This window comes from Photobacterium sagamiensis (genome assembly GCF_050337085.1).
GTDB classification, from domain to species: Bacteria; Pseudomonadota; Gammaproteobacteria; order Enterobacterales; family Vibrionaceae; genus Photobacterium; species Photobacterium sagamiensis.
Window position 1 is genome coordinate 1 of the sequence record NZ_JAKJSP010000049.1, and the last position, 17,860, is coordinate 17,860.

Sequence of the window (17,860 nt, forward strand, 5' to 3'; positions counted from 1 at the left end):
TATTGTTCATGAGTTAACGCAGTTGCCATTTGTGACACCAGGGAACATACCGAAACAAGTAATGGTACTAGAAGAGATCGCGAAGCAGTTTATTTTACCTGCTAGAAGAGAACGAAGTTACCCTAGAGTATTGAAGTGCTCAAAAAACCGATATCCCGTTAGAAAAAACAATGCCGCTCACGTTAAGTGAACGGCATTACACCTTCGGGTGCCTTTTTTGGTTTCGGCTCTGCGATAAGACGACTTCAACCTGCGAAATTCAAAGCTCCCACTGAGAATATTGTTTAAGCGAATTATACCTTAGTCAGCCATTCAGCGATTTTATTGTAACGTCTATTGTTGTGTCTGTGAGGTGCTGTTGTTTGAGAGTTGTTAGGGTTATGTGTGGTGTTAATATTTATTTACAATATAACCTGGCTGGTTTTGATGATTAGTTAGTTTAACGTGCTTTTTTTGTTGTCGTTTTTATTACAATCTGTGAGGGCTTTCTCATACTAAGAAAGCATCAGATTGACTGGCGATAAGAAAAAATACCGGTTGAACCCGATTGGTAAATACACCGCCGCAAATTAACAACATCATCAATAGCATGGAGCTCCCATGAGTAACGAAGCCGTACAAAAAGCACCGGATATGCCTTCCAGTGCAATGGATAAATTTTTAAACGTAATTGAACGAACAGGAAACAGAATTCCGGATCCTGCACTGCTGTTTTTTTGGGGATTAATCATTGTCTGGGTGCTGTCTGCAATATTGTCCCAATTTGATTTTGGTTTTGTTCACCCTGTAACCGGACAGGCTGTTGAAGTGAAAAACCTGTTAACGGGTGAATCATTTGCAAGTTTCTTGGCGAATATGGTGAAGAACTTCACCGGTTTTGCTCCTCTGGGGATTGTATTGGTAGCGATGCTGGGTGTCGGTGTGGCAGAAGCGTCTGGCTTTATCAATACCGGCCTGAAGAAAATGCTTAACTTCACCCCGGCGAAACTGCTAACACCGATGCTGATCCTGGTGGCGATTGTATCGCACACTGCGGCGGATGCGGGTTATGTATTGGTTATCCCGCTAGGTGGTATTATATTCCATGCGGCAGGTCGTCACCCTCTTGCGGGTATCGCTGCGGCATTCGCGGGTGTATCTGGCGGTTTTTCAGCGAACTTTATTCCTTCAGGTATCGATCCTCTTCTTGCTGGTTTTACGCAGTCTGCGGCACAAATTCTCGATCCGGCATACATTGTTAACCCGTTATCTAATTTGCTATTTACTGGTTTATCTTCAGTTTTAGTTGTGGGTATTGGCTGGTATGTTACAGAGAAAATCATTGAACCACGCCTAGCGAATACCGCTATTGATGACGATGCGGAAGAAGCGCCGGATATGGGCTCTTTCACCGAAATCGAAAGCAAAGCATTCACGCGTGCCGGTTGGGCAATGGTTGCAGGTATTGTGGTACTTGTTGCGTCTGTCTACCCGGAAACCTCACCACTGCGTTCACCGGAAGGGCAGATCACCGCGTTCACTGCACCACTGATGCAGTCTATCGTGCCGTTGATCTTCATTCTGTTTGTGATCCCTGGTGTGGTTTATGGCAAAGTGGCTGGTACGTTCAAATCGAGCGACGATGTCATTAAGTCAATGTCAGCGACAATGAGCAGCATGGGCAGCTTCATGGTAATGGCATTCTTCATTGCCCAGTTCCTGGTTGCCTTTACCCAGTCTAACCTGGGTACGCTACTAGCACTTTCTGGTGCAGAGATGCTTCATGCGATGAACCTGCCTGGTCAGATTACGATTGTGGGTATGATTTTGCTTACCGCGGTTGTTAACCTATTGGTAGGTTCTGCATCGGCGAAGTGGGCACTGATTGGTCCAATCCTGGTGCCGATGCTAATGGCGGTGGGTATTTCTCCTGAACTGACTCAGGCAGCTTACCGTGTCGGTGACTCGGTATCGAACATCATCTCACCGATGATGGTCTTCTTCCCATTGGTTGTTGTTTACATGCAGCGCTACGTGAAGAGCTCCGGTATTGGTTCTCTTGCATCGATGATGATGCCTTACTCCATTGCGATGATGGTTGGCTGGACTCTCTTCCTGCTGGCCTACTGGGCACTCGGTATTCCTCTGGGTATCCAGGCTCCGTACACCTACAGCATGTAATATTTACTGAGATATTTTCAGTGAAAAACTTTAAAGCCCGGCATCTTGTCGGGCTTTTTAATGGACGTTGTATTAAGCCCCGAAGTGGCTGGCATGAAAACGCAGGTGATCTTCGATAAAACTCGCCATGAAAAAGTAGCTGTGATCATAACCTTCCTGCATGCGCAGCTCTAACGGGTATTGGCTGGCTTGCGCTGCTGCGATTAACGCTTCAGGTTTTAACTGTTCAGCGAGGAAGCTGTCCTGATCACCCTGATCAACCAAAGCCGGAAGCTTGGTTTCAGCCTGCTTCATTAATTCTGATGCGTCATATTGCTTCCAGCTTTCACTGTCTTGGCCTAAGTACCCCGTAAACGCTTTCTGTCCCCAAGGGCAGTTAATCGGATTCGAGATAGGGCTAAATGCGGATACAGAGCTGTAACGCTGCGGATTGCGCAGGGCGATAGTCAGTGCACCGTGGCCGCCCATCGAGTGACCGCTGATCGCCCGTTGTTGCGTGACCGGAAAGTGCGCTTCAATCAGATCAGGCAGCTCGTTGACCACGTAATCATACATCTGGTAATGGCGGTTCCATGGTGCCTGGGTTGCATTGACGTAGAAGCCAGCCCCTAAACCGAAGTCATAACCGGCATCGGGATCATCCGCGACCCCTTCACCGCGCGGGCTGGTATCTGGTGCGACGATGGCAATGCCAAGCTCTGCGGCAATGCGCTGTGCGCCGGCTTTTTGCATAAAGTTTTCATCGGTGCAGGTCAGCCCCGATAACCAGTAAAGCACGGGTACTTTTTGCCCTTTGCTGATCTGTGGCGGCAGGAAAATGGCAAAGCGCATTTCACAATTTAATACTGCTGAACGATGGGTGTATTGCTTATTCCAGCCACCAAAACTTTTATTGGCGCTGATGTTGTCTAGGATCATGAGGGGCTCTTAATGGCGATCAAAGGTAAACGGCAATGTAAACAACTAGCGCTGCATATGCAGCGCTAAATGGTTGTGGTTACGATTATTTGTCGTAGTGGATCACTGAACGGATGCTCTTACCTTCATGCATCAGATCAAACGCATCATTAATCGCCTCAAGACCCATGGTATGAGTGATGAAGTCATCCAGTTTAAATTCACCCGCCATGTAGCGTTCAACGATTTCAGGCAGTTCAGAGCGGCCTTTAACACCACCGAAAGCAGAACCACGCCATACTCGCCCCGTCACTAGCTGGAATGGGCGGGTTGAAATTTCCTGGCCGGCCCCAGCAACACCAATGATGACCGATTCGCCCCAGCCTTTATGGCAGCACTCAAGTGCAGATCGCATAACATCAACATTACCGATGCACTCGAACGAGAAGTCTACGCCGCCATCAGTCATCTCAACGATCACTTCCTGAATCGGCTTATCAAAGTCTTTCGGATTGATGCAATCTGTTGCGCCCAGTTTTTTCGCCAGTTCGTATTTGCTTTCATTGATATCAACACCGATGATGCGGCTGGCACCTGCCATGGTTGCACCAATGATGGCAGACAGGCCGATACCACCTAAACCAAAGATAGCAACGGTATCGCCTTTTTGAACTTTGGCGGTTTTCAGTACTGCACCCATGCCCGTGGTTACCCCGCAGCCTAACAGGCAAACTTCTTCAAGAGGGGCTTCTTTGCTGACTTTCGCCAGTGAAATTTCAGGCAGTACCGTGTACTCAGAGAATGTCGAACAACCCATGTAATGGAAGATAGGCTGGCCATCTTTATAGAAGCGGGTAGTGCCATCTGGCATTAGACCTTTACCTTGAGTCTCACGAATTTTCTGACACAGGTTGGTTTTACCTGATTTACAGAATTTACACTCACCACATTCTGGCGTGTAAAGTGGGATAACGTGGTCGCCAACTTGTACGCTCGTCACGCCTTCGCCGATTTGCTCAACAATACCGCCACCTTCGTGACCTAAGATTGCAGGGAAGATCCCTTCAGGATCGTCGCCAGAAAGAGTGAAGGCATCAGTATGGCAAACACCTGTAGCGACAATACGTACTAATACTTCACCCGCTTTAGGTAGCATCACATCGACTTCTTCAACCGATAGTGGTTGATTCGGGCCCCAGGCGATGGCGGCTTTGGATTTAATAAATTGTTCAGACATTTTTGTTCTCTCTGTTCAGGCTCTGAGCCTTTGATTGTTATTCCTACCCATACACAGTAGGAGAGAATTCTGGTAACAACGAATAACTTTGCAGTGTTGCGTTGTGTGTTTCGATGGGAGCTATTGTATTTGTTTCCAATTAAATGATAATTAGGTTAAAACGTAAATTACTTTTACCAGTGTGTAATAAAGGCTGAATAACTCAGCAGGCAGGTCGTGCAATGTTTCTATGGGAAGGGGTAACCGAATTTGTGGCCGTGGCGGAGACCGATAGCTTTACGGCGGCATCGAAGCGGCTTGGTATTTCCACCGCACAAGTAAGCCGGCAAATCAGTGCGCTGGAGAACAGGCTAAGTACTAAGCTGTTTTACCGCACGACCCGCAAGGTGTCATTGACCGAAGAGGGAACGGTGTATTACCGCCACTGCCGTCAGATCATGGATGGACTGGAAGAGGCAGAGAGGGCTATCAGTAATCTGCGTGATACTCCGCAAGGAATCGTGAAGCTGACAGCCCCAGTGACGTATGGCGAAAAGTACATTATGCCGTTAGTGAGTAATTTTATGCTGAGTTATCCTGAGGTTGAGGTGGTCGTCGATCTCACCAACCGGCAAGTTGATTTGGTTGAAGGCGGGTTTGATCTAGCAATTCGTTTGGGTAAGTTATCCAGCTCTACCATGATGGCGAAACGTCTCACCAACCGGACTCAATTTGTCTGCGCCGCGCCTGAATATCTGGAAAAGTATGGCGTTCCTCACTCTTTATCCGAGCTTCGCCACCATAATTGTTTATTAGGTAATCACGATTACTGGCGTTTTCAGGAAGCGGGCAAAGAAAAGAGTGTGCGGGTTTGTGGAACGTTGATCTGTAATAGCGGCTATGGCTTACTCGATGCGGCGTTAAAAGGGATCGGGCTGGTGCAGCTACCTGATTACTATGTTGACCAGGAACTTAAAGCCGGCAACCTGGTATCGGTGCTGGATAATTATCAGGAGCCGAAAGAAGGGATATGGGCCCTCTACCCCCATAACCGCCACTTATCTCCTAAAGTGCGGATGCTGGTGGATTATCTGGCGGAACAATTGCCATAGAGGTTAACGTAATCGTCAGCGCGATAGTGATGCATGGGTTGGAGTGGAGGGTGGCTTGGCTTATAATCGGCCGCCCAGGTAAATGACCGTATTTGAGAAAGCTCGTGACAGATCAGAACACCGACGTAAACCAAGATGAACTGTATATGCGCCGTGCGATTGAGCTGGCGTCTCTGGCAGAAGCGGAAGGGGAAGTGCCGGTTGGCGCAGTGGTCGTGTATAACGGTCAGGTTGTTGGTGAAGGCTGGAACCGTTCGATTGGTCAGCATGATGCGACAGCGCATGCAGAAATAATGGCGTTGCGTCAGGCCGGGAAAGTGGTGCAGAACTACCGCTTGATTGATGCCACACTGTACGTGACGTTAGAGCCGTGCCCGATGTGTGCGGCGGCGATGGTGCACAGCCGGATAGGCAAAGTGGTATTTGGTGCCCATGATCTGAAAACCGGTGCCGCAGGCAGTCTGATGAACTTGCTGAGTTATGATCAGGTGAATCACCATGTCGGTTGCCAGTCGGGAATATTGGCCGAGGAATGCCGCGTACAACTACAGGCCTTTTTTAAGCGTCGCCGGGCTGAAAAAAAAGCGGAGAAAAAAGACAGGCAGCGCAAGCTAAGCTGTAGGATAGAAATAAAAAGCTCGGAAATACCTGTAAACAGGAAATGACCGAGCTCTATTCTTTAGTATCTGAAACCAGTAGTCTCTGAAAGCAGTTCTGTCAGTCAGCGGTATTAGCTGGCAATGTTAGCGGCAACAATATAAGTACGCTGGCGCCAGAGTGTTTTACGATGAGTATTGATACTTAAGCGTTTACGGCGGGTTGCTGCCGATGTGAGGCGTTGCCTTAAACGCTTAATTGCCGAATGTTGTTTCGAGAATCTCATTGTTTTCTCTTCCGAAAAGATGTGACAGCCAAACACTGATCACAGTAAGCATCATTGCTTGGATTGTGACTTAATTATATAAAATTGAGAATGATCCAGGTCTCATCTTGATCCTAATCTCTGTAAAATCAGCCCGTCTATTTGTGATCTCAAAAAAACACAGCCCTACATCAAGTAGGGCTGTGAGTATTAGCTTGAACCAATCGGGATAAGGCTACCGGCTGATTTCGTTCGTCGCTTCTGCGTTACTGTTCACAGTCTGATTACTGACCTGTTTGGCCGGTAAGATTGAGGTGATGGTTTTTAAACCATCAATCACCTGAATTTCTTCGCTCTGCGGCTCACGGTTATGCGCTTGTTCGTAACCAATAATGCTCTGGTAGTAACGGCGGATATTTTCTACATAGTTGAGCGCTTCATCCCCCCGGGCATAACCGTAGCGAGTCTGTTTGTAGTACTTCTGCTGACGTAACAATGGCAGACGTTGTTTAACATCACTCCAGGCATCAGGGTTTCCGCCTTGTTGTTTGGTTAATCGGCGAGCGTCCATCAGATGGCCGAAGCCGACGTTATACGATGCCAGGGCGAACCAGACTTTTTCGTGATCTTCGATACTGTCAGGAACACGGCTGATCATCTTGCGCAAGTAATCGCTACCGCCGCGGATACTTTGCTCAGGATCGAGCCGGTTTTTAACACCAACCGATTTTGCGGTGGGTAACGTCAGCATCATCATGCCCCTTACACCGGTTGGTGAAACCGCACGTGGGTTCCAGTGTGACTCCTGATATGACAATGCGGCGATCAGACGCCAGTCAAGTTCATTGGAATACTTCTTAAACAGAGACTCCCACTGAGGTAACTTGCTCTCGATCGCACGTAAAAATGCACGGGTATCAACATAATCAAACTTGTCGACGTGACCAAAGTACTTTTCTTCCAGCTGGGCTAATTCACCGCTCTGCTGCAATTCGCCGAAGAATTCAATTAACAGTGCATAAAGGCTGTCATCGGCTGTGCTATTGACAAACCAGCTGATCGCTTCATCTTCGGTCAGCTCCATCGCCAGCGCAATATCAGGGTGAATACGCTGGATCAGTGCGACATCAACTGAATCTGCAACGGTAAAATCCAGCTTACCCGCGGCAACCATGCGCAGCAGTTCTTCGCTGTCTATATCTTCGACCGATTCCCAGGTAAGTTTCGGATACACAGCTTTCAGCTCTAGCAAGCGTTTTTCATGGCTGGAGCCTTTGACGACGGTTAAGCTACCTTTATTCTTGGCAAGATCGGCCGGAGTACGAGGGCGCCATTGTCCTTTTTTATACACGACTAGCTGGCTGGCATAATAATAAGCCGGTGCCGGATGGAATGAGACTAAGCGATCAGGGATTATCGTCAATCCTGCGGCAATGATATCGACATCGCCACGTTGTAAAGCGGGAAACAGGCCTGACAGGGTAAACATTGGCTGCATTTCCAGTTTGACACCTAATTTACTGGCAAAACGCTGGGCGAGTTCATAATCGAGCCCCGTCGGGCCATCAGTGCCAATGTAATAAGACAGCTGGTTGTTCAGCGTACCAATCCGAAGAACGCCGCTTTCGCGGATCTGCTTAAGATCGCTTTGCGTGCTCTCCTGCCACTTACACCCGGAAAGTAGCATAAACGTCAGGAAGATAATAAAGAGGTATCGAACCTTCGTGATTAACAGATCATTGCTCAACAAAAAATGCTCATCGTTATAATTTGGTGTTCTTTATACCAAAGGTAGGCAATTGAGCAAAGTGACTCTGCCTTGTTCTCGGGAAGAATTACTCTTTTAGACATCTACAGTGGTAAAACGTTGTCTTTTTCCTCATATTTTGCCACGAGCGAAAAAAAACACGCAAACGGTTGCGTCAGGAGTTACGTCACAAAAAAAATTCCTTTATACTACGCTCCATCGTGAGTTACTCGCCTCGATTGATCGGGTCAATTCGGTGAAAAAGGTGGCATTGACGTAATTAGCCCAGTGACTGAACTGGGTGTTAGGCCAATATCACCTTCATTCAACTGCTAATCGAGAGACGTACGCACATGGAAATTTTGCGTGGTTCACCCGCACTGTCTGAGTTTCGCGTTAATAAGCTATTAGAGCGTTGCCGCGAGTTAGATCTGCCTGTGTCAGGCATTTACGCTGAGTTTATGCATTTTGCTGATGTATCGGCTCCCCTGAATGCTGATGAGCAAAGCAAGCTGGCAAGCCTGCTAACCTACGGTCCGACGATTGCTGAGCATGAGCCGACAGGCACAATGCTTCTGGTTATCCCTCGTCCGGGAACAATCTCTCCATGGTCTTCCAAATCGACGGATATCGCCCATAACTGTGCACTACATAACGTCAAGCGCTTAGAGCGTGGTACGGCTTATTATGTCGACACAACGGCTGATCTGACGGATGTACAACTGACTGAGCTCAAAGGTCTGATCCACGACCGTATGATGGAAGTTGTTTTCACTGATTTAAATGCCGCGACTGCACTCTTTACCCAAGCGGAGCCGGCACCGGTTCAGAGCGTTGATATTTTAGCTGACGGCCGAAAAGCGCTGGAAGAGGCGAACCTGAAGCTAGGCCTGGCACTGGCTGAAGATGAAATCGACTACTTAGTTGAAAACTTCACTAAGTTAGGACGCAACCCTAACGACATCGAACTGATGATGTTTGCGCAGGCAAACTCAGAGCACTGTCGTCATAAGATCTTTAACGCTGACTGGACTATCGACGGTGTCGATCAGGAAAAGTCATTGTTCAAAATGATCAAGAACACCTACGAAAAGAACCATGAGCACGTTCTGTCTGCGTACAAAGATAATGCCGCAGTCATGGAAGGCTCTGAAGTCGGCCGTTTCTTCCCCAACCCAGAGTCTCGCCAATATAACTACCATCAGGAAGCGGCACATATCCTGATGAAGGTAGAAACTCATAACCACCCAACTGCAATTTCTCCTTGGCCTGGTGCTTCTACCGGCTCTGGTGGTGAAATTCGTGATGAAGGCGCGACCGGTATCGGCGGTAAGCCAAAAGCAGGTCTGGTGGGCTTCACTGTGTCTAACTTGCGTGTTCCTGGGTTCGAACAGCCATGGGAAACCGACTTCGGTAAGCCGGGCCGTATTGTTAACGCATTAGATATCATGCTCGAAGGCCCGCTAGGTGGCGCTGCATTTAACAACGAATTCGGACGTCCTAACCTGTTAGGTTACTTCCGTACCTACGAAGAAAAAGTGACCTCACACAACGGTGAAGAAATCCGTGGTTACCACAAGCCAATCATGATTGCTGGTGGTATGGGTAACATTCGCGCAGAACACGTACAGAAAAAAGAAATCCCAGTCGGTGCGAAGCTTATCGTACTTGGTGGCCCTGCGATGAACATTGGTTTGGGCGGTGGCGCTGCTTCATCCATGGCATCGGGTCAGTCTGCGGAAGATTTAGATTTTGCGTCGGTACAGCGTGAAAATCCAGAGATGGAACGTCGTTGCCAGGAAGTGATCGACGGTTGCTGGCAGATGGGAGAAAACAACCCAATCGCCTTTATCCACGATGTGGGTGCGGGCGGTATTTCTAATGCATTACCTGAGCTTGTTGATGACGGCGAACGTGGCGGTAAATTCCAGCTGCGTGATGTACCTAATGATGAACCTGGCATGAGCCCGCTGGAGATCTGGTGTAACGAATCGCAAGAACGTTATGTTATGGCAGTTGCGCCAGAAAATATGGCGGCATTTGATGCAATCTGTAAGCGTGAGCGTGCGCCGTACGCAGTCGTGGGTGAAGCAACTGAAGAACGTCACCTAACGCTGGAAGACAGCCATTTTGACAACACGCCAATTGATATGCCGATGGACATCTTGTTGGGCAAAGCGCCGAAGATGCATCGCGATGTTAAGACGCAAAAAGCAGAAGGTCAGGCCATTGATCGCAGCGCGATCAAGTTAGAAGAAGCAACACACCGTGTACTTCGTCTGCCCGCGGTTGCTGAGAAAACCTTCCTGATCACCATTGGTGACCGTACGGTAACAGGTTTGGTTGCGCGTGATCAGATGGTGGGTCCATGGCAGGTTCCGGTTGCTAACTGTGCCGTAACAGCAGCGAGCTATGACACGTATCACGGTGAAGCGATGTCTATGGGTGAGCGTACACCTGTTGCATTGCTTGATTTCGGTGCGTCTGCACGTTTAGCCGTCGGTGAAGCCATCACCAACATCGCAAGTGCTGATATCGGCGACATGAAGCGTATCAATCTGTCAGCGAACTGGATGTCTCCTGCTGGCCACCCAGGCGAAGATGCGGGTCTGTACGAAGCCGTTAAAGCGGTTGGTGAAGAGCTGTGTCCGGCGCTTGGCCTGACCATTCCCGTTGGTAAAGACTCGATGTCGATGAAGACCAAGTGGGAACAAGACGGTGAACAGAAAGAAGTTACCTCTCCGCTATCATTGGTTATTACCGCATTTGGCCGTGTTGAAGACGTACGTAAAACAGTAACGCCTCAGCTACGTACAGATAAAGGCGAATCCAGTCTGGTCTTGATTGATCTCGGCTGTGGTCAAAATCGCCTCGGTGCAACGGCACTGGCACAGGTTTATAAGCAACTGGGGGACAAGCCTGCTGATGTTGATAGCCCTGAGCTACTAAAAGGTTTCTTCTACGCAGTTCAAGCACTGGTTCGTGATGAGAAAGTACTGGCTTACCATGACCGTGGTGATGGTGGTCTGTATGTAACGCTGGCTGAAATGGCATTTGCAGGTCACACCGGTGTTGAAGTGGATATCAACACCACTGAATTTGACGAGTGTGAAGATGTACTGGCAACGCTATTTAACGAAGAGTTAGGTGCGGTATTGCAAGTTCGCACTGAAGATCTCGATACTGTTCAATCGGTACTGGCAGCAAACGGTCTGGAAGCATGTAGCCATATTATCGGTACTGTGATTGATGAAGATGTGGTTCGTATCTGGAATGGTAACGACCGCGTTTTAGAACAGAGCCGTACAGAGCTTCGTACTATCTGGGCTGAAACCACGTATCAGATGCAGGCGATGCGTGATAACCCGGCAGGTGCATTGCAAGAGTTTGAAGCGAAGAAAGACAACAGCGATCCTGGTTTGAACACCAAACTAAGCTTTGATCTTAATAAAGATATTGCCGCACCCTTTATCTCTTCACGAAAAGCAGGGGCTCCTGCTATAAACAAGGGCGCCAAACCGCAAATGGCTATCCTGCGAGAGCAGGGCGTAAACTCCCACGTGGAAATGGCAGCAGCCTTTGATCGTGCAGGGTTTGAAGCGAGAGACGTTCACATGAGTGATATTCTTTCTGGCAACGTGAAGCTGGACGGTTTCAATGGTCTGGTTGCTTGTGGCGGCTTCTCTTACGGTGACGTATTAGGTGCCGGTGAAGGCTGGGCGAAGTCAGTGTTGTTCAACAACATGGCACGTGATCAATTCGAAGCCTTCTTCCATCGCAACGATACACTGGCACTTGGTGTCTGTAACGGTTGTCAGATGATGTCGAACTTGCATGACCTAATTCCCGGCGCCGATCTGTGGCCACGTTTCGTACGTAACGAATCAGAACGTTTTGAAGCACGCTTCAGCCTGGTTGAAGTTCAGAAGAGTGACTCTTTGTTCTTTAATGAGATGACGGGATCTCGTATGCCTATCGCGGTTTCCCACGGTGAAGGTCGTGTGGAAGTGCGTAACGGTGAGCACCTCAATGCGATTGAGCAATCCGGTACGGTGGCTCTGCGTTACCTGGATAACTTCGGTAATGTCACCCAGAATTACCCGGCTAACCCGAACGGTTCGCCAAACGGTATTACGGGCCTGACAACAACGGATGGTCGTGTGACTATCATGATGCCTCACCCTGAGCGAGTGTTCCGCACCGTGGCCAACTCATGGCACCCGGATGACTGGAGCGAAAATAGCCCGTGGATGCGTATGTTCCGTAACGCGCGCGTTAATATCGGTTGATGTAGACCCAAGTGTTTAAGTAGCAAAAAAGCCGCGACCTGATCAGGTCGCGGCTTTTTTAATCACAAAACGCAGAAAAACGGCCAAAAAACAGGCTAAATTAGTCTTTATCAGCACCGATGTTCGATTTTTCTCGCCTTGTAGATAATTTGTTATTAATTTGGGAGAATGGTTGGTGATTGTGAGGAGGCTGTATGATTTTCTTCGATCTTGATAATACGTTACTCGATCATGATGGTGCGGAGCAGGATGCAATCCGTACCTTCGTCTCACGATATCATGACAATGTTATTGCACTGACAGACACGCCAGAAGTGATATGGCGGCAGATTACAGATAAACACCGTGCCCGCTGGCGAGCTGGCGAGCTGAATTTTGAACAGCAGCGCCGGGCTCGTATCAGTGAATTATTTAAGCGCCCGTTAACCTGTAAACAAGCCGATCAACTCTTCACCGAGTATTTTAATATCTATCAACAACACTGGCGTTTGTTTCCGGATGTTGAACCGGCATTGCAACGGTTAAAAGATACCGCACCTCTTGCTGTGATCAGTAATGGTTTTACCTATCAGCAAGAAGCCAAATTGGAGCAAACCGGTATTCGTCACTATTTTCGTTTTGTGATGACATCGGAGCAGGCTGGCGTAGCAAAGCCGGATTTGGGGATTTTTAAGGCGGCATGTCAAAGAGGTAAGGTCAGCCCGGAGCAATGCTGGTATATCGGTAACCACCCCCTGCGCGATGCTCAGGCCGGCCAGTTAGCAGGCATGAAATCGGTATGGTTAAACCGCAAAGCGTTACAGGCTAATCCGAACACCCGGGTTGTTCGTTCATTAGATGGATTTGTTGATCTGGTCCAGTTGACTGCGAATTCATTAATATAATGGTTATACCAATCGGGATAATTGTCCCGATTGGTATTATTTGATTTAGAGATACTAACGCTTTCAGGAAGAAGAGAAGGACTACTATCACGGATTGAATGGATGATCCGACGATTTTTAAAGTGCCATATCAAGGATGAAATATGGAAATGAATATTCCCAAGATGAAGGGAACGGTCTGTGCTGCAAAAGTATTAGCTGTTCTCGTTGTGAGTTGTTTGATCAGACATATCGATACTTTTACCGTCATATTTGACGATAATCCGGTAAGTATCGTCCCCAGTTTTATTGCCGCGCTGGTGTTGTTTTCTGGGCTTGGCGCCTTTGCCGGGTTACTTCAAGGCTACAAGTGGGGGTTTATCCCACTCTATTTTTTCATTCCGGCGGCAACCCTGTTTTTTGATATGAGCCTGCTCCCGTTTTTACCCGATCTGATCCTACCGGCATTTCGTAGTCTTGTTGTTTTAGCCATTAATAGTACGGTGTTGCTGTATGCCGTGTTTTTACTACTGAAAATGATGGACTCTAATGTGATTCTATATCCGGCAGATCAACTCTCTTTGAACCGCTACTCAAAGTTATAAAGACTGAAAAGTCTTAATAGCGCTTAATTTAATCGGTCAGATCGGTGATAATAAAAAAACAGTAAATCAGGTGGCTAGAATAGTATCGAGGTACTAACTGGCAAACCTCTGCTCAGCAAAGGACGATGAAAAATGAAAAAAATTGAAGCCATTATAAAGCCATTTAAGCTTGATGATGTTCGCGAAGCTTTGGCTGAAGTCGGTATCACAGGTATGACGGTATCTGAAGTGAAAGGATTTGGTCGCCAAAAAGGCCACACTGAATTGTACCGTGGTGCTGAATACATGGTCGACTTTCTGCCAAAAGTTAAAATTGAAATCGTAGTGACAGATGAAGTTGCCGAACAATGTATCGATACGATTATCGAAACCGCCCAAACAGGTAAGATTGGTGACGGTAAAATCTTCATGTTTGATGTTGAGCGTGTAGTTCGCATACGAACAGGCGAAGAAGACGAAGACGCTATCTAAATCACTTTAATCTCTTCGTTATTTCGCTCAATAGCTGTATCGGAAGTGCTCACTTATGCTTATAAGCTCCGCGCTTCCTCTTTGCTCTTGAGCTAAATTCCTTCGAGCTAAAATCGATTGTGCTTCGTTTATGGAAACCGAATACAAAAAAGGAAGTGCATTGCACTTCCTTTTTTAATGGGGTTATTGCTACTGGCTGGTTACAGCGTTGGCTTTATAACGACTGGGTTTATGGTTCATAGCCAGAACCAGGTTCAGTACGATGGCACCCAGTACAGATAAGATCAAAATCTCCGGTGTCACGAAGAAGAAAGAACAAATCAGAATACCAATGTCGATGCACATCTGCATTTTGCCCGCCGCGATGCCAAATTTCTCCTGGCAATAGAGAACCAGTACGTTGAATCCACCGAGGCTGGTGCGGTGACGAAAGAGAATTAGCATCCCAAGGCCCATCAGTAACCCACCGATGACAGCACAGTAAATGGGATCAAGTCGGCTAATTTCCAGCACATGGTGGAGATTGTCGGTGATGATCGAGACTAACCCTCCGGAAATAATGCTTGTGATAGCAAATGATCTGCCCATGCGGAACCAGGCCATCAGGTAAAACGGGGTATTCATCAGAAAGTACAGCTTACCGAAAGACACATCAACAAATTGGCTGAGTAATAGCGCCAGTCCCGTTGTTCCTCCGGTCAGCAAGTCAGCTTGCTGGAGAAAAAAAACGCCCTGCGCGACGATAAAGGCGCCGGTAAGGATGGCAATGATATTTTCATTCAAAGAATGCTTGTTACCGCTCAAAAGAAAACTCCTTATGTTTATGAATGCAATGATAATAGCGTTCAGGTTTATAAAGAAGCTCGGGCGGTAAAGGTATAAAACGCACATGTAAATATAATTGTACGGCTTTGTAAAACGTTTTTTTTGAGTTTTTCTTGATATTGCTCTGTTAGAGTGACTAACGGTAAGCTGGTATTGAATAAAGATGAAAAATATTCATATCTGCATCGAAAATAAACATGAAGAAATTGTAATAAAAAGTTATTTTAGGGGTATCTGATTTAGATCAATTTCTGTAAAATACAGCGTTAATTACGGGTAGGACGAGAACGTTTGCGTCCCCGTGGGGCCTAGCTTTGCGAATTTCGTTTTTACCAACAACTTGTGGTTATTTTAGTCAGGAGAGACAGATGCTAAAGCGCGATATGAATATTGCCGACTATGACGCGGAACTTTTTGCAGCAATTCAGGAAGAAACTGCACGTCAGGAAGAGCACATCGAGTTGATTGCTTCTGAAAACTACACGAGCCCACGTGTAATGGAAGCACAAGGCTCTCAGTTGACTAACAAATATGCTGAAGGCTACCCAGGCAAACGCTATTACGGCGGTTGTGAATATGTCGATAAAGCCGAGCAACTGGCCATTGACCGCGCATGTCAGCTGTTTGGTGCTGAGTATGCTAACGTTCAGCCTCACTCGGGCTCTCAGGCGAACAACGCCGTTTACATGGCATTACTAAATCCAGGTGATACCGTTCTAGGTATGAGCCTGGCACACGGCGGTCACTTAACTCACGGTTCTCCGGTAAACTTCTCAGGAAAGCTTTACAACATTATTCCTTACGGTATCGATGAGAATGGTCAGATTGATTACGAAGAGATGGAAGCTCTTGCTTTAGAGCACAAGCCGAAGATGATCATCGGTGGTTTTTCTGCGTATTCTCAAGTTGTTGACTGGAAACGCATGCGTGAAATCGCAGATAAAGTTGACGCCTACTTCTTCGTTGATATGGCCCACGTTGCAGGCCTTATCGCTGCCGGTGTTTATCCTAACCCGGTGCCACATGCACATGTGGTAACAACGACGACGCATAAAACACTGGCCGGCCCACGTGGCGGTCTGATCCTTTCTAATGAAGGTGAAGATCTTTATAAGAAACTGAATTCAGCAGTATTCCCAGGTGGTCAGGGTGGCCCTCTGATGCACGTTATCGCAGCAAAAGCCGTCGCGTTTAAAGAAGCGATGGAACCTGAATTTAAGGTTTACCAGCAGCACGTTGTTGAGAATGCAAAAGTCATGGTGGGTGAGTTCCTTGAGCGTGGCTATAACATCGTTTCTGGCGGTACTGAAAACCACCTGTTCCTTGTTGATCTCATCGACAAAGGCATAACAGGTAAAGAGGCGGATGCAGCATTAGGTGCGGCGAATATTACGGTGAACAAAAACAGTGTACCGAATGATCCTCGCAGCCCGTTTGTTACTTCTGGTATCCGTATTGGTACGCCATCAATCACGCGTCGTGGTTTTACCGCAGAAGACACCAAGCAGCTTGCTGGCTGGATCTGTGATGTACTGGATAACATTGATAAGCCTGAAGTGATTGAAGCGACGAAAGCGAAAGTACTAGAAATCTGTAAGCGTCTGCCCGTCTACTCTTAATCGTGTGGCGAGGACGCTTTGCTCCTAGAATCTAGTACCTAGTACCTAGTACCTAGAACCTAGAACCTAGAACCTAGTACCTAGTACCTAGTACCTAGTACCTAGTACCTAGTAACGCATAACGTTGGATCTGGGAAAACGGCACCGTTATGGTGCCGTTTTTGTTTTCTGGGGGGGATAGGGCCATTCGAAACATCTTATAGCGATTGGTATTAACAGTGATCAGAAAATATAGGCGATACCGAGAGAGCCGGAGTGGGAAACGGATCTTTCGAGAATAGGGCTGCTCGCAATGTCCCCCTCTAAATTACTGTATCGGATACCGGCGGTGATCCTAATGTGTTGCGATAGCATGAAATGCCCATTCATACCGATGAAATACTGGCCATCCCACCCCGCATCAAATTCTGCTAACCCAGATCGAACCGACTCCGCTTCTGATACGCCATACAAGTGGTTATTGATTTTATCGCTGTTGTACGCCAAACCAATTTCAGGAGTAACGCTCCATCTATTCGCTCGAATGGGGAGTCGCCATGCTGCTTCTGCATACAGCCCGTTGTGTTGATTTCCTATATCGGTACCCGCACCAATCTCGAATATCCCAACGGGCGTTATTTGCTGATAACTCACGCCAGCAAGTACAGAACTCTCACGTTCATCAAGCTGCTGAATTTGCAGGTTATCTGAATCTGAGGGTTTTAACGTTCTGGGATCATAGCGCACGCGGAAAATAATATTTTGTGGTGTACCAGCCGGAAATAACCGTGCTCCGGCTGAAAAGCCGCGGAGAAAAACATGCTCACCTTCATAGCCAACCAAAGGGATCACAACCTGGTTAGAATCGGTGTCTTTATACACTGCCGGGGAATACGATGTGATTGCGCCGAGTGACCATTGTCCAGCAATGGCGCTGCTGCTAAATAACGCCGTTGAAATGATCACCCCGATTACTGACTTATTCATCATACTTACTTACACAGAGAAATATTTACGGGGTATTGTACGGTATAGTGGGTTTATTATTCATTAACTAAATGAGTAAATGTGAGTGAAAGTTAATAAATGGTCACGGTCAATAATGATTCCCGAGCCGGTGATTGTATTTTTGTAACCGGATAACCATGAAAAAACACGGTTATACTCTCTTTCCGGCATGGAAATGGGTTACACTGAGTCGACGAAAATTAGGAG

The 17,860-nt window shown here is 47.3% G+C and carries 14 protein-coding genes and 1 pseudogene; 9 read left to right on the forward strand and 6 right to left on the reverse strand.

Translation table 11 applies throughout. From position 1 onward, the window contains the following. Together L4D76_RS21200 and L4D76_RS21205 are read left to right on the forward strand one after the other, a co-directional pair. Window positions 1-190 (forward strand): annotated as a pseudogene (locus L4D76_RS21200) (IS4 family transposase); the annotation flags it as partial. A 410-nt stretch (window positions 191-600) separates the two neighbouring features. Then, the gene (locus tag L4D76_RS21205; protein ID WP_428442866.1) at window positions 601-2,160 is read left to right on the forward strand and encodes an AbgT family transporter; all 1,560 of its coding nucleotides are present in this window, start codon (window positions 601-603) and stop codon (window positions 2,158-2,160) included. 72 nt (window positions 2,161-2,232) lie between these two features. Here the strand turns inward: L4D76_RS21205 and fghA are convergent, their stop codons facing one another. Then, window positions 2,233-3,078, reverse strand: a complete 846-nt coding sequence (gene fghA / locus L4D76_RS21210) for an S-formylglutathione hydrolase (RefSeq protein WP_428442867.1) — start codon at window positions 3,076-3,078, stop codon at window positions 2,233-2,235. An 85-nt stretch (window positions 3,079-3,163) separates the two neighbouring features. Continuing rightward, window positions 3,164-4,294 carry an S-(hydroxymethyl)glutathione dehydrogenase/class III alcohol dehydrogenase gene (locus L4D76_RS21215; RefSeq protein WP_428442868.1) on the reverse strand — a complete coding sequence of 377 codons (1,131 nt, stop codon included), beginning with the start codon at window positions 4,292-4,294 and terminating at the stop codon, window positions 3,164-3,166. Between the two features lie 221 nt (window positions 4,295-4,515). Between L4D76_RS21215 and L4D76_RS21220 the strand changes: the two genes are divergently transcribed. Together L4D76_RS21220 and tadA are read left to right on the forward strand one after the other, a co-directional pair. Then, window positions 4,516-5,385 (forward strand): LysR family transcriptional regulator, encoded by an 870-nt coding sequence (locus L4D76_RS21220; protein ID WP_428442869.1) that lies wholly within the window; start codon window positions 4,516-4,518, stop codon window positions 5,383-5,385. A gap of 104 nt (window positions 5,386-5,489) precedes the next feature. Then, entirely contained in the window at window positions 5,490-6,050 is a 561-nt protein-coding gene (tadA, locus tag L4D76_RS21225; RefSeq protein WP_428442870.1) for a tRNA adenosine(34) deaminase TadA, read from the forward strand. Between the two features lie 65 nt (window positions 6,051-6,115). On the opposite strand, the gene L4D76_RS21230 is transcribed toward tadA, so the two are convergent. Together L4D76_RS21230 and mltF are read right to left on the reverse strand one after the other, a co-directional pair. After that, on the reverse strand, window positions 6,116-6,268 hold the full coding sequence (locus tag L4D76_RS21230) for a hypothetical protein (RefSeq protein WP_428442871.1): 153 nt from the start codon (window positions 6,266-6,268) through the stop codon (window positions 6,116-6,118). Between the two features lie 214 nt (window positions 6,269-6,482). Beyond that, window positions 6,483-7,997 carry a membrane-bound lytic murein transglycosylase MltF gene (gene mltF, locus L4D76_RS21235; protein ID WP_428442872.1) on the reverse strand — a complete coding sequence of 505 codons (1,515 nt, stop codon included), beginning with the start codon at window positions 7,995-7,997 and terminating at the stop codon, window positions 6,483-6,485. 350 nt (window positions 7,998-8,347) lie between these two features. Here mltF and purL point away from each other — a divergent pair, with 350 nt between their 5' ends. From purL to glnB, 4 genes are all read left to right on the forward strand, one after another. Continuing rightward, window positions 8,348-12,283 carry a phosphoribosylformylglycinamidine synthase gene (purL, locus tag L4D76_RS21240; RefSeq protein WP_428442873.1) on the forward strand — a complete coding sequence of 1,312 codons (3,936 nt, stop codon included), beginning with the start codon at window positions 8,348-8,350 and terminating at the stop codon, window positions 12,281-12,283. Window positions 12,284-12,477: 194 nt separating this feature from the next. Then, a complete protein-coding gene (locus L4D76_RS21245; protein WP_428442874.1) occupies window positions 12,478-13,167 on the forward strand; it encodes an HAD family hydrolase in 690 nt (229 codons plus the stop codon). A 143-nt stretch (window positions 13,168-13,310) separates the two neighbouring features. Next, on the forward strand, window positions 13,311-13,751 hold the full coding sequence (locus tag L4D76_RS21250) for a hypothetical protein (protein ID WP_428442875.1): 441 nt from the start codon (window positions 13,311-13,313) through the stop codon (window positions 13,749-13,751). 132 nt (window positions 13,752-13,883) lie between these two features. Next, a complete protein-coding gene (gene glnB / locus L4D76_RS21255) occupies window positions 13,884-14,222 on the forward strand; it encodes a nitrogen regulatory protein P-II (RefSeq protein ID WP_428442876.1) in 339 nt (112 codons plus the stop codon). A 189-nt stretch (window positions 14,223-14,411) separates the two neighbouring features. Here glnB and L4D76_RS21260 read toward each other — a convergent pair whose 3' ends face one another. Beyond that, window positions 14,412-15,026, reverse strand: a complete 615-nt coding sequence (locus L4D76_RS21260) for a YitT family protein (RefSeq protein ID WP_428442877.1) — start codon at window positions 15,024-15,026, stop codon at window positions 14,412-14,414. A gap of 389 nt (window positions 15,027-15,415) precedes the next feature. On the opposite strand from L4D76_RS21260, the gene glyA reads away from it, so the two are divergent. Further along, window positions 15,416-16,666: a serine hydroxymethyltransferase gene (gene glyA, locus L4D76_RS21265; protein ID WP_428442878.1), complete on the forward strand. Its 1,251-nt coding sequence runs from the start codon at window positions 15,416-15,418 to the stop codon at window positions 16,664-16,666. 222 nt (window positions 16,667-16,888) lie between these two features. Here the strand turns inward: glyA and L4D76_RS21270 are convergent, their stop codons facing one another. Next, the gene (locus L4D76_RS21270; RefSeq protein WP_428442879.1) at window positions 16,889-17,635 is read right to left on the reverse strand and encodes a MipA/OmpV family protein; all 747 of its coding nucleotides are present in this window, start codon (window positions 17,633-17,635) and stop codon (window positions 16,889-16,891) included. Between the last annotated feature and the right edge of the window lie 225 nt (window positions 17,636-17,860).

Excerpts from the sequence above, each read along its gene's own strand:
- L4D76_RS21205 (WP_428442866.1), top strand. The coding sequence starts at position 601 with ATGAGTAACGAAGCCGTACAAAAAGCACCGGATATGCCTTCCAGTGCA.
- fghA (WP_428442867.1), bottom strand. The coding sequence starts at position 3,078 with ATGATCCTAGACAACATCAGCGCCAATAAAAGTTTTGGTGGCTGGAAT.
- L4D76_RS21215 (WP_428442868.1), bottom strand. The coding sequence starts at position 4,294 with ATGTCTGAACAATTTATTAAATCCAAAGCCGCCATCGCCTGGGGCCCG.
- L4D76_RS21220 (WP_428442869.1), top strand. The coding sequence starts at position 4,516 with ATGTTTCTATGGGAAGGGGTAACCGAATTTGTGGCCGTGGCGGAGACC.
- L4D76_RS21230 (WP_428442871.1), bottom strand. The coding sequence starts at position 6,268 with ATGAGATTCTCGAAACAACATTCGGCAATTAAGCGTTTAAGGCAACGC.
- purL (WP_428442873.1), top strand. The coding sequence starts at position 8,348 with ATGGAAATTTTGCGTGGTTCACCCGCACTGTCTGAGTTTCGCGTTAAT.
- L4D76_RS21245 (WP_428442874.1), top strand. The coding sequence starts at position 12,478 with ATGATTTTCTTCGATCTTGATAATACGTTACTCGATCATGATGGTGCG.
- L4D76_RS21250 (WP_428442875.1), top strand. The coding sequence starts at position 13,311 with ATGGAAATGAATATTCCCAAGATGAAGGGAACGGTCTGTGCTGCAAAA.
- glnB (WP_428442876.1), top strand. The coding sequence starts at position 13,884 with ATGAAAAAAATTGAAGCCATTATAAAGCCATTTAAGCTTGATGATGTT.
- glyA (WP_428442878.1), top strand. The coding sequence starts at position 15,416 with ATGCTAAAGCGCGATATGAATATTGCCGACTATGACGCGGAACTTTTT.
- L4D76_RS21270 (WP_428442879.1), bottom strand. The coding sequence starts at position 17,635 with ATGATGAATAAGTCAGTAATCGGGGTGATCATTTCAACGGCGTTATTT.